Genomic DNA, 10,280 nt, shown 5'->3' on the forward strand with positions numbered 1-10,280 from the left:
TCCTAGTGCTTTGTTGAGGTCGAGAAGGTGGCGAGGGCGGCATGTATCCCGGCGGCCTGATAGACCGGCGTTCCGGAAATGCTGTGATAGGCGACCTCGATGATGCCTTGCGCCTTGGCGGCCCGGAACGCGGCGGCAGAAGCGGCGCGGCCGAACTGCCATGAGAACAGCGCCGGCACTAATCGAGCCTGGCCGGAGGCAACGGCGCGGGAGATCTCGGCGAGGGCGGCGGCGGTCTTCGGTGACATAGTGGCCGCTCCTTATGACTTGCGGGCGAAGCGGAGGCGTTCGCCATCCGTCATCACGGTGATGTCACCAGCGGCCACGCGCTCGCGGCGCGCGATCTCGGCTTCCATCATGTCATTGCGCTTATTCAGCACCATGTCGCGAAGTTGGCCGGTCGAGTAGCCGGGATAAGCGGCGGTTTTGAATGCGGAGTCTGACATCGGGGCGGCTCCTTAGGGGATGACGGTTCTGGAAACCGGCCGCTCGGGGCCGGAAACCGGAAGCGTCAGCGCGAGGCGGCGGAAGCGAAGATGTCGCGCAGGGTTGTCACGCTCTCGACGGGAAGGTCGATCCGCTGGCCTCTCTCGGGGTTGCGGATGGTCATCGACCCATCGCTCCACTGGTTGGCAAACCATTCGTTGCCCAGGTCGGTCGTCTTGGTCAGGCTCTTTTCAGTGGTCATGTCACTTCTCCCGTTCGCGTTTCGATAACGTTGATATACGTCGCGAATATCGAGGACGCAAGAGGAAAGTTTGCGAAATGCGAACGTTTTTCGGGCCAGGACGGCCCGGACCCGCATACATCGGGAAAAATACACCCTGAAATACACGCTAAAATACAGTCAACGCGCTGATTTCATTGTGCATATTTAGATGTATGGATTTTTGCGAAAAACATAGAGCTATACATGCATAGCGCATAGCGGGGATGCGCATAGAGGCATGCGTATAAGGCTCTATTTATATATATATTTCTATACAAATACATTTATATAAATAGAACAGTGTGTTAGCTGTATGTATTCCCTGTATGTTCCGTTTTTTAGGAAAATAGGCCTAATACACATTTCTTGCGAAGCCTCCGTTGACGTTTCCTCAACGATTGCGCTTAATGCGCCGAGGCACGACTCGTCCTACAGGGGAATTCCGAAATGGTTGAACTGATCCGCAACATGGTTGTGTCCGATAGAGGCAACGCGAGACAGTTCCTGAAAGGGCCTGTTCCCGAAGGTGTTCCGCAGGACACCGTGGACCGGTTGCGTCGTGCCGGTGCGCTTGCCCCCGTGAAGGCGGAGGCCGTGATGAAGCCAGCCCCGAAGGGCAAGGCGAAGTAGGCATGGCCGAGCTTGAGATCAGGGCGGATTGGAAAACCGCTGAGGTCAAAGCCTTGATGCGCAAGCTGCAGCCCCCGAAGCTGAACCATGCGCTGAACATTGCCGTCAACACCACAGCGAAACAGGTCCGCACCTTTGCGGCTCGCATCGTTGCCAAAGCAGGTGGTTTGAAGCGTGGTGATGTAGACCCTTCGATCCGCATCTATCCCTATTCCCGGCCGTCAACGCTCACCGCTACTGTGCGGGGATCAGGAAGGCCTATAGCGCTGGTGAAGTTCGCGGCGCGCCAGACGAAGCCAGGTGTAACCGCCAACGCCTGGGGAACACGTAAGCTCTACAAGGGCACCTTTATCGCGACCATGAAGTCCGGGCATGAGGGAGTCTTTGTTAGGACTTCGAAGAAGCGTGTTCCGATCAAAGAGCTATGGGGTGCCGGTGTCACCCAGGTGATGTCACAAGCGATTGAGTCCGGCGGGATCATGGCTGAAGCTCAAGACAAGCTGTTGACCAACGTTGTCAGGCAGCTTAAGCGCGCCGCCTTCAAAGGTTGATCCATCAATAATCTTGATAGGTCTAAAAGGGCCTCGCCCCGAGGTCCAGCACCCATCACGATCAACGTTGATCCCCATCAAATCAAATTCATCAATGATTTCAATGCGTTATGAAAAACGCGGGTCCTTCCCAGGCGGTGCCAGGGTGAGGGGAGCGCTGCATCGCACCTTTTCACTAGCGACAGAAATCTAGGAAAGCATACCTATTCTATTCGTCACGTTGATCAGCCATCGCTTTTGTGAATGGGTCCACGGATTCCGCGGCTCACTTCCCCGGCGGAATCCTTCAATCGGATCAATAGCTTGGCAGGATGACGCGGGCGCGCGGCCTGGTGTGGGCCGATATGAGGTCTAGGCGCCGCCCTCTTCGCCATCGTCTAGCAGCGCGTTGACTGATGCGTGCCGCAAGATCACTTCACCTCGCAAGTGCTTCACCCTGGCCCTCACTCCCGGCTTGATCCATTGCGTCGCGGGGTGCCGTTTCTTCATGACGGCGTTAGGCGGGGCGCCGCCGGCCTTGGCCTGGACCCGCTGCCAAAGCCGGTCACGCATGTCGCGGCCGAGGGTGATTACAGCGGTTCCGATATAGTGCCCGGTGCCCGGTTCGGCGAAGAGGGCTTGAGCCGCCTTGCCTCGCTCCCGCTGATATCCAATTAGATCAAGATCACTGTACATAAAACTTTTCGCCTTCACCCAATTCGTGGTCGGGCCGCTGCGGTACTTGCTGTCCGCGCGCTTCGAAACGACGCCCTCAAGCTCGGCTTGCTCCACCAGATAGAAGATCGCTTTCGCGTCCCCTGGTAGGGCCTCGCTGAATTGAATCCGGGTGCCTGGCTTAACGATGCCATGCAGCATTTCCCGGCGCGCCTTACAGCCGATGTCGCGGAGGTCGTGGCCGTTCAGATGCAGGATATCGAAGGCGCCGAGGATGGCGGCGTAAGGGTCTTTCTGGATAACCCGTTGCATCTTGTGGAAATCGGGGCGGCCCCTCTCGTCGGGTACAACCGCCTCGCCGTCAATGATCGCGGACTCAACGTCAAGCTCTCGGGCCGCCTCGACGATGCCGGTGTATCGCTTCGTCCAGTCCGCGCCGCTACTTGAGTAGGCGCGGACCTCGGGTCCGTCGATGATGATTTGGGTTCGGTAGCCGTCAAGCTTGATCTCATGCGTCCAGCCATCCCCGAGGGGCGGGCTATCAACAAGCTTCGGCTTCATTGGCGGGATGAACGCTAGACGCATGAACTGACTCACGGGACCGTGATTCAATCAGCTTCTACTAAAATGGTTCCGAAACTTTTACCCTGGCAAGTGCGGGTCGCCGGCTGTCTAAGCCGCTATCCAATTCAGAAACTTGCGGACCAACGGAATGTTTTTGATCGCCGGCAAAGCGTTGGTGCGCTTGCCTTCCTGATACTCTCCAAGCATGACTCGGGCTTCGATTTCCATAACTCTTTCATCGGAAACCGCCGCGTAGATGCGGTCGTCGGGCTCGTGACTCAACATCGGGCCTTCGGTAAGACGACAGGCGTGCCCCGTGCTTCCGCCGCCTGACAGCCACTCGACGGAGCGCTCGACCGAACCGGTATTCTTAGCAAGGTTCATCTTGCCGGCCTTGAATGTTCCGCCGCCGGGCGTCTGATAGAACCGACCTTCGATCAGTTCCAAAACGTTTTTCAAGTCCTCGGCCCGGTGTTGATTGTATCTCGCGTTCATTTTTCAAACTCCCGAAAAGGCCGTGCGCACCGTAGCGGCAAAGCAGGATTGATACTAGACCGGCCTCGCCGTCCAGCACGGGCACGCCGCGCACGACTCACGGGTGACGTGGGTTCGCCGAGGCGGCCAGGTGTAGCCATAGGCGTCGGTGATGGACGCCGGGAACACTGGCGCCTCGACCGGGAACATGCAAGGCCATGCCGCGTCGGCACGCATGACAACGCGGCCCGCCTTGTCGGGCTCTATCCTCGCGAACTGGCACGGCCCCCGCTTGGTTATGCTGCCCATCCCTCAAGCCTCCGGTACTCGACCGGCCTGCCCTCGGCGAGGGCGCGCGCGATGCCTTGCGCCATGCCCTTGGAGACACCTCGGTCGGTGTAGACGACGGTCGCCTCGGCTTTCCTGCCCCACGCCAGCCCGGCGCCGATGCCGGTTGCGCGTTCCGCTGGATCGTCATCGTCGAGGACGCCGGGTTGCGTGTAGAGCAGATGGCTTGCCGCCGGGGCGTCGCCGCGTTTCAGGCAGTCCCGCAACGCGGCCCGAGCATAGGCCACGTTCCTTTCGACTTCACCGGCATAAGGCGACTCCAGAATGACAAGCCGCCATTCCGGGTCGACCTCAACCGTGACGCCGAGGCCGGGGCAGTTGTGAGCTTGCAGGGCGTCCAGGTCCACACCCTGGCCGCAGGTCTTGCAGATAGCCACCCCGCTCACGCTTCCACCTCGGGGCGCGGGATCACATAGCGGGTTTCTTCGCCCTTGATCTTTTTCGAAACGATGTCGTGGCCGCGCTTGCGTAGGGTGCCAGCGATGTAGCCGCGAACGGTATGGGTCTGCCAATCCGTGGCGGCCATGATCTCGGCGATGGTGGCGCCGCCTTCGCGGGACACCAGTTCAAGGATGGTGTCAGCCTTGGTCGACTTCGCCACCTTCGCCGGCTTCGGTTCCGCCGCGCGTGAGGCTCGGGCCGCACGTCTCGCCGCTATCTCTTCCGGCGACGACTTCGTGGGTGGCAGGTCCGCGACCGCTGCTTTCATCGCGGCTGGCGTCATCGCGGCCGCTTCGCCGAGCGTCACGGTTGTCTCAACAGCGGCGCCCGTGGCCTTGCCAGCAAGGACCGTGACGGGCTCGGCAATCTTGACGGCCACGGCGTCCGCGAGCCGGCCGTTGACATAGGCGGTTCCGCTGATCTCATCGGGGATGCCAGCGGCGAGCACCTTGGTCGGGGCCGCGACATGCGGGAACCATTCGGCGGCGCCGGGGATCACAGGCATCGGCTCATCAGCGATGTAGCCGGGATGCTTCGCCGCGAGATGGCGGGCGAAACGCTTCGCATTTGACTTCACGTTGTAGGACTTCATTGTCGTTTCCGATTCAGCTAGAGTGTTTGCAATTCGCAAACGATATGTAGCGCACGATATGCGTGATGTATATAGCTAGGATCAGAAAAGTGGCGGGGCGGAAAAAAGTTGAGGGTATCAGCCTAGCCGCTTTTGCCCGAGAAATGGGCGTTTCCCCTAACGCGGTGCGCCAGCGCGTGAAGAGCGGACGGCTTGCAAAGGCTGTCCTGCCGGACGGTTCCATTGATTCCGTCGTGGCTCGGGTCGATTGGTTTGCAAATTGCAACCCGAACCAACAGAGACGGAAGCCGGCGGCGAAGACTTCGAAGCTTCGTGCCGACGCCGAGGGTGCCGAAGAAACCAGCGAATACGATCTCAAAGTCGAGCGGATGCAGGTAGACCTTGAGGCCGCCAAGATCAATCTTGAACGGCTCAAAGAAACCACGGTCGACAAAGAGGAAGCGCGCCGCGCGATCCGTTCGTTGATGCGCGTGTTTCGCGCCGCGATGCTGAATTTCGCGAACCGGTATGCATCCGATATCGCCGCCGAGGTCGAGGTCGACGCCGTCTTGCTTGCCGGCGTTCTTGAAGAGCAGATGCGCGTCGCCCTGGCCGAACTGTCGAAGACGCGGGCGCCGATGGATGCCGGCACATTCGGTGAGTCCGCGTGCTAGCTGACGCCTTCGAATATCTGTTTGAGGAAGGGGTCGCGGCCATCGAGCCGGACCCACCTTTTACCGTTTCGGAATGGGCGGACGAACACCGCTACCTGACTTCGGTTTCGTCGTCTGAGCCCGGCAAGTGGCGGACCTCGCGGACCCCGTACCTACGCGAGATCATGGACTCGCTGTCCACATACTCGGCCATCGAAACCGTTGCGTTCATGAAGGGCGTCCAGATCGGCGCCTCGGAAGGCGGCTTCAACTTCGTCGGCTACACAATCCACCATTCGCCTGGGCCGATTATGTACGTGCTGCCCACCATCGACATGGCGAAAAAGTTTTCGAAAACCCGCATCGACCCGATGATTTCGGAAAGCCCGGCGCTCGCAGAAAAGATCAAGCCGGCGCGCTCACGGGATTCCGGCAATACCGTGATGCAGAAGGATTTCGACGGCGGCGCCTTGTTCATGACTGGCGCCAACTCGGGTTCCGGCCTTCGCGGCTCCCCGGTGTCCCGGCTCGTGCTGGATGAAGTCGACGCCTACCCGGCATCAGCCGATGACGAAGGCGACCCCGCGATGTTGGCGATCAAGCGCACCGCGAATTTTCCGCGTCGCAAAATCTTCATCACGTCATCCCCAAAGCTCAAGCTCAACAGCCGCATCGCGAAGTCGTTCGCCGAGGGTGACCAGCGGTACTACAACGTGAAGTGCGAGAAGTGCGGGACAGCGCAGCCCATCGTTTGGGCCGCCATCAAATGGGAACCGGGACACCCGGAAACGGCGGCCTTCGCCTGCCAGTCATCGGACCCGGACACCGGCGAACTTTGCGAGCACCGGCATACCGAGGCGCGGAAAAAGTTCCTGCTATCGGAAGAGCGTGGCGCCGCGTGGATAGCAACGGCCGTTCCGGTACGGCCGAACATCCGCAGCTATCACCTTTCCGCGCTCTATTCGCCTTGGTTCAAGTGGTCGGAATGCGTGTCCGAATTCATGAGCGCGAAGGACGACCCCGCGCTCCTACAGATCTTTGTCAACACCGTGCTTGGCGAGCCCTGGGAAGACACCGGCGGCGAGAAGGCGGACCCGGAAACGTTGCTTGCGAAGCGCGAAGCCTTCTCGGATTGCCAGGCCGGCGTCGCCCTGCTTACCGCTGGCGTCGACGTCCAGCCCGACCGCCTTGAGGCCGAGGTTGTGGGATGGGGGCGAGACGAGGAGTCTTGGTCAATCGACTATCAGGTCTTTGTCGGTGACCCGTCGCAGCAAGAGGTTTGGGATCAACTCGATGATTATCTGTTTAGGCGATGGCCGCACCCCGCATTTGAAAACGGGATGGCTATCGCGGCGACGGCGGTGGACACCGGCGGTGCCAACACCCAGGACGTTTATCGATTCGTGAAGCCGCGCGAGGGGCGCCGGATTTGGGGTATCAAGGGTTATGCCGGTGCTCGGGCTGTCTGGCCGAAGAAGCCGACCCGAAACAACAAAGGCAGGATCAACCTTTTCCCCATCGGCGTGGATAGCGCGAAAGCGACCATCGTCAAGCGGCTCGAAAAGACGGGCGCCACCGTGAGCGGTGCCGGCGCCTGTCACTTCCCGATGGAGCGCGACAAAGATTACTTCGATCAGATGACGGCCGAGGTGAAGAAAACCAAGTACGTCAAGGGCTTCAAAGACGTGTTTTGGTGGAAGCCGGACCACGCCAGGAATGAGGCGTTGGACTGCCGCGTCTATGCCTACGCATCGTTGCAAGGGCTTGTCGCCGCTGGCTTTGTCTTGAACCGTGAGGCCGCCAAGGTGGAACGCATGCTGCAGGATAAGCGCGAGGATGAGCCGGAACCGCCGCCCGTGGCGCTACCGCTAGACGATGACGTTTCGCAGCATCGTGGAATCCAGACGCCGAAGCCAGGTGTTAAGGTGAACCGGAAACGCCGTCGCGTCGTCGGCAGTCCGTTCATGTGATGTCATGCCCGATTTGGAATTGCTCCTAGCCACGAAGGCGGCGCTTCTCAAGGCGATGCGCACCGGCGCGCTTATCGTCCGGCACGGCGACAAGAGCGTCCAGTATCGGAGCATCGCGGAAATGAAAGATGCGCTCGCCGGGATCAATGACGAGATCGCGGAAGCCGAAGGCAAGCCGCGCAAGAAAGTCTTTTATCTCGATGCCAGGCGGGGCTACTAATGGGCGTTATCTCGCGGGTGATGAGCGCGTTCCGGTTGAACGGAGGCGGCAACAATTCGTTTGAGGCCGCCGGTACGGGCCGTCGCTTGCGCGGCTTCAATCCATCCCGCAACCACGTCAACGTCGCCATCGCTGCCGCCGGGCCTACCCTCGTGGCCCGCGCCAGGTGGCTTTACGAAAACGATGGGCACGCCGGCAACGCGGTTGACGAATGGACCAGCGCCGCAGTTGGGGACGGCATCAAGCCGCGCCCCCGCTTCAAGAACAAAAAGGAAAAAAAAGCCGCGTTGCTTGATCTCTTTTGGCGCTGGACCGAAGAGGCCGACGCGGAGGGCTTGACGGACTATTATGGCCTCCAAGAGAAGATCGCCCGCGAAGCCTACATGGCCGGCGAATGCTTTGTCCGCATCCGGTCGCGCCGCCGTTCCGACATGTGGACGGTGCCGTTTCAGTTGCAAATGCTGCCGACTGAAATGCTCGACATGGCTTTCACCGCCTCACTTCCCGGCGGGAACTTCATCGTGGCCGGTATCGAGTTCAACGCCATTGGCGCCCGTGTCGCCTATCATTTCTGGCGCTATCATCCGAACGATGTCCGCCCGCCCAACACGACGAAAGCGCGTGACCGGGTACGGGTGCCGGCGGCCGAAGTGCTGCACGTTTTCGATGGCCGCCAGGGCGGGCAGATCCGTGGCGTTCCTCGGGTCGCCCGTGTCCTCGTCAAGATCTTCGGACTCGAGGTCTATGACGACGCCGAAATCGAGCGGAAGAAAACGGCCGCACTGTTCACCGCGTTTCTCATCGGCCGTGGCGACAACCCGATCTCCGTAAATGAAGATGTGGACGGCGACGACGAAGACACGCCTATTGCCGGCATGGAACCTGGGGCCATCATCGACCTCGGCATGGACAAAGACATCAAGTTTTCCTCGCCGGCCGAGGTTGGCGGATCATATGAGGCGTTCCAATACCGCACTACCTTGAAAATATTTGCCGGCCTCGGCGTGCCGTATTCCATCGGAACCGGCGATATGACCAAGGGCAATTTCTCGAATGTCCGCACCGCCATTGTTGCGTTCCGCCGCCGGATCTCGCAGTGGCAAAACAATACGCTGATCTTCCAACTTTGCCGCCCGGTCTGGATTGCCTTTGTCGAGCGCGCCGTTATGGCCGGCATGGCAGACCTTCCCGGCTATGACACGGACCCGACCGAATATTGGGCATGCGATCACTTGCCGCCCCGGCAGGAATGGCTTGACCCGGCGAAGGATATCAAGGCCGAAAAGGATGCGATCAGCGGAGGCCTCAAGAGCCGGACGCAAAGTGTCGCGGAACGCGGCTACGACCGCGAGGACATCGATGCCGAGATCGCGGAAGAGCGGAAGTCGGCGAAGGCTGCAGGGCTTGTGTTCGACACCGATGGCAGCGTGCCGGCGCCGGCCTCGATGCCTGGCGCCCCGCCCTCGGCTCCCGATGATAAGGCCGACGACGATGATGACAAGGCCGACTCGGAAGAGGACATGAAAAATGCGGCGTGACCTTCCGCTTATCGCAAGCCTCGTTTTCGATACGCCGTTGCTTGTCCACCGGCGGAAGGCGAACACTATCTTGGCCGCTATCGGCCCCCGGATCCTTGACGGCTTCGAACTCACCACTTCCGACGTACCGAAGCCGGAGCGCGCGGCTCGGGCCGGTGCGGGCCGCAGCTATCGTGGCGGCGGCTATATGTCCTCGTATGGTATCGCCGTTCTTCCTATCCTCGGCACGCTGGTAAGGCGGGGGTCGTGGCTGGACTCGATGTCCGGGCTTGCCAGCTACGAAGAGATCGGCGCCGCCTTTGATGAAATGATGCTTGATCCGGCGGTGCGCGGGGTCATGCTTGAAATGGACTCGCCGGGCGGCGAGGCCGGGGGATGCTTCGACCTGGCGATGCATATTCGCGCCACGTCTGACCTGTTCAACAAGCCGGTATGGGCGCACGCCAACGAATGCGCCGCCTCGGCCTGCTACGCGCTTGCATCGTCCGCCAATGAAATATGGATTCCGACTACGGGTGAGGTCGGTTCAATCGGCGTCTTGGCGGCGCACATCGACTTGAGCGAAGCGGACAAGCTCGCCGGCCAGCGCTGGACCTACATCTTTGCCGGCGAGGAAAAGGTTGACGGCAACATGCATGAGCCGTTGAGCGCTCGGGCACAAGATTCCATTCAGGCCGATGTCGATAGTCTTTATGCGATGTTTGTCGACCTCGTTTCGCAGCATCGTGGAATCGCCGCGAAGAAAATCCGTGATACGAAGGCAAGAATGTATCGCGGGGAAGACGCAATAGAGTCGGGGCTGGCTAACGAGTTCGGCACATTCGATGAAGCGGTGCAAACCTTTTCCGATCATGTTGACGAATTGCAAACGTAAGGATGCAAACTAACCATGAATAACGTTATGGCCCGCGAAACCCGCCGCCTCGCCGCCCGGCGAGTCCATTTCAAGCATGACCC

The 10,280-nt window shown here is 60.1% G+C and carries 14 protein-coding genes; 7 read left to right on the top strand and 7 right to left on the bottom strand.

The window, feature by feature from the left end:
- Nucleotides 1-2: 2 nt before the first annotated feature.
- The 3 genes from EOB36_RS31375 to EOB36_RS34545 form a co-directional block, all read right to left on the bottom strand.
- Nucleotides 3-248 (bottom strand): hypothetical protein, encoded by a 246-nt coding sequence (locus tag EOB36_RS31375; protein ID WP_128286397.1) that lies wholly within the window; start codon nt 246-248, stop codon nt 3-5.
- Nucleotides 249-260: 12 nt separating this feature from the next.
- The gene (locus EOB36_RS31380; protein WP_128286398.1) at nt 261-446 is read right to left on the bottom strand and encodes a hypothetical protein; all 186 of its coding nucleotides are present in this window, start codon (nt 444-446) and stop codon (nt 261-263) included.
- A 65-nt stretch (nt 447-511) separates the two neighbouring features.
- Complete coding sequence (locus EOB36_RS34545; protein ID WP_164897669.1) at nt 512-688, bottom strand: hypothetical protein; 177 nt, start codon at nt 686-688, stop codon at nt 512-514.
- A gap of 468 nt (nt 689-1,156) precedes the next feature.
- Here EOB36_RS34545 and EOB36_RS31385 point away from each other — a divergent pair, with 468 nt between their 5' ends.
- The gene (locus tag EOB36_RS31385; protein WP_128286399.1) at nt 1,157-1,339 is read left to right on the top strand and encodes a hypothetical protein; all 183 of its coding nucleotides are present in this window, start codon (nt 1,157-1,159) and stop codon (nt 1,337-1,339) included.
- 2 nt (nt 1,340-1,341) lie between these two features.
- Nucleotides 1,342-1,890: a phage tail protein gene (locus tag EOB36_RS31390; protein WP_128286400.1), complete on the top strand. Its 549-nt coding sequence runs from the start codon at nt 1,342-1,344 to the stop codon at nt 1,888-1,890.
- Nucleotides 1,891-2,241: 351 nt separating this feature from the next.
- Here EOB36_RS31390 and EOB36_RS31395 read toward each other — a convergent pair whose 3' ends face one another.
- The 4 genes from EOB36_RS31395 to EOB36_RS31410 all read right to left on the bottom strand — a co-directional run bounded on the left by EOB36_RS31395 (nt 2,242) and on the right by EOB36_RS31410 (nt 4,963).
- Nucleotides 2,242-3,129: an RNA ligase family protein gene (locus EOB36_RS31395; protein ID WP_128286401.1), complete on the bottom strand. Its 888-nt coding sequence runs from the start codon at nt 3,127-3,129 to the stop codon at nt 2,242-2,244.
- A gap of 87 nt (nt 3,130-3,216) precedes the next feature.
- A complete protein-coding gene (locus tag EOB36_RS31400) occupies nt 3,217-3,603 on the bottom strand; it encodes a hypothetical protein (RefSeq protein ID WP_128286402.1) in 387 nt (128 codons plus the stop codon).
- 275 nt (nt 3,604-3,878) lie between these two features.
- Nucleotides 3,879-4,277, bottom strand: coding sequence for a hypothetical protein (locus EOB36_RS31405; RefSeq protein WP_245467950.1), 399 nt, complete (start codon nt 4,275-4,277; stop codon nt 3,879-3,881).
- Between the two features lie 35 nt (nt 4,278-4,312).
- Complete coding sequence (locus tag EOB36_RS31410) at nt 4,313-4,963, bottom strand: DUF3489 domain-containing protein (protein ID WP_206637228.1); 651 nt, start codon at nt 4,961-4,963, stop codon at nt 4,313-4,315.
- Nucleotides 4,964-5,052: 89 nt separating this feature from the next.
- Between EOB36_RS31410 and EOB36_RS31415 the strand changes: the two genes are divergently transcribed.
- Genes EOB36_RS31415 through EOB36_RS31435 form a run of 5 tightly spaced genes read left to right on the top strand, consistent with a single transcriptional unit; the run spans nt 5,053 to nt 10,197 of the window.
- The gene (locus EOB36_RS31415; protein ID WP_128286403.1) at nt 5,053-5,616 is read left to right on the top strand and encodes a hypothetical protein; all 564 of its coding nucleotides are present in this window, start codon (nt 5,053-5,055) and stop codon (nt 5,614-5,616) included.
- Nucleotides 5,610-7,565, top strand: coding sequence for a phage terminase large subunit family protein (locus EOB36_RS31420; protein ID WP_128286404.1), 1,956 nt, complete (start codon nt 5,610-5,612; stop codon nt 7,563-7,565). Before EOB36_RS31415 ends, EOB36_RS31420 begins: the two co-directional genes overlap by 7 nt.
- Before the next feature lie 4 nt (nt 7,566-7,569).
- Entirely contained in the window at nt 7,570-7,785 is a 216-nt protein-coding gene (locus tag EOB36_RS31425) for a hypothetical protein (protein ID WP_128286405.1), read from the top strand.
- On the top strand, nt 7,785-9,323 hold the full coding sequence (locus EOB36_RS31430; protein WP_206637229.1) for a phage portal protein: 1,539 nt from the start codon (nt 7,785-7,787) through the stop codon (nt 9,321-9,323). Before EOB36_RS31425 ends, EOB36_RS31430 begins: the two co-directional genes overlap by 1 nt.
- A complete protein-coding gene (locus EOB36_RS31435) occupies nt 9,313-10,197 on the top strand; it encodes a S49 family peptidase (protein ID WP_128286406.1) in 885 nt (294 codons plus the stop codon). Before EOB36_RS31430 ends, EOB36_RS31435 begins: the two co-directional genes overlap by 11 nt.
- Nucleotides 10,198-10,280 lie beyond the last annotated feature (83 nt).

It is taken from the genome of Mesorhizobium sp. M6A.T.Cr.TU.017.01.1.1, assembly GCF_004023115.1.
Taxonomy (GTDB): Bacteria; Pseudomonadota; Alphaproteobacteria; order Rhizobiales; family Rhizobiaceae; genus Mesorhizobium; species Mesorhizobium mediterraneum.

Bases quoted from the DNA above. Each gene is read 5' to 3' on its own strand.
- EOB36_RS31375 (WP_128286397.1), bottom strand. From the start codon at position 248: ATGTCACCGAAGACCGCCGCCGCCCTCGCCGAGATCTCCCGCGCCGTT.
- EOB36_RS31380 (WP_128286398.1), bottom strand. From the start codon at position 446: ATGTCAGACTCCGCATTCAAAACCGCCGCTTATCCCGGCTACTCGACC.
- EOB36_RS34545 (WP_164897669.1), bottom strand. From the start codon at position 688: ATGACCACTGAAAAGAGCCTGACCAAGACGACCGACCTGGGCAACGAA.
- EOB36_RS31385 (WP_128286399.1), top strand. From the start codon at position 1,157: ATGGTTGAACTGATCCGCAACATGGTTGTGTCCGATAGAGGCAACGCG.
- EOB36_RS31390 (WP_128286400.1), top strand. From the start codon at position 1,342: ATGGCCGAGCTTGAGATCAGGGCGGATTGGAAAACCGCTGAGGTCAAA.
- EOB36_RS31395 (WP_128286401.1), bottom strand. From the start codon at position 3,129: ATGCGTCTAGCGTTCATCCCGCCAATGAAGCCGAAGCTTGTTGATAGC.
- EOB36_RS31400 (WP_128286402.1), bottom strand. From the start codon at position 3,603: ATGAACGCGAGATACAATCAACACCGGGCCGAGGACTTGAAAAACGTT.
- EOB36_RS31410 (WP_206637228.1), bottom strand. From the start codon at position 4,963: ATGAAGTCCTACAACGTGAAGTCAAATGCGAAGCGTTTCGCCCGCCAT.
- EOB36_RS31425 (WP_128286405.1), top strand. From the start codon at position 7,570: ATGCCCGATTTGGAATTGCTCCTAGCCACGAAGGCGGCGCTTCTCAAG.
- EOB36_RS31430 (WP_206637229.1), top strand. From the start codon at position 7,785: ATGGGCGTTATCTCGCGGGTGATGAGCGCGTTCCGGTTGAACGGAGGC.
- EOB36_RS31435 (WP_128286406.1), top strand. From the start codon at position 9,313: ATGCGGCGTGACCTTCCGCTTATCGCAAGCCTCGTTTTCGATACGCCG.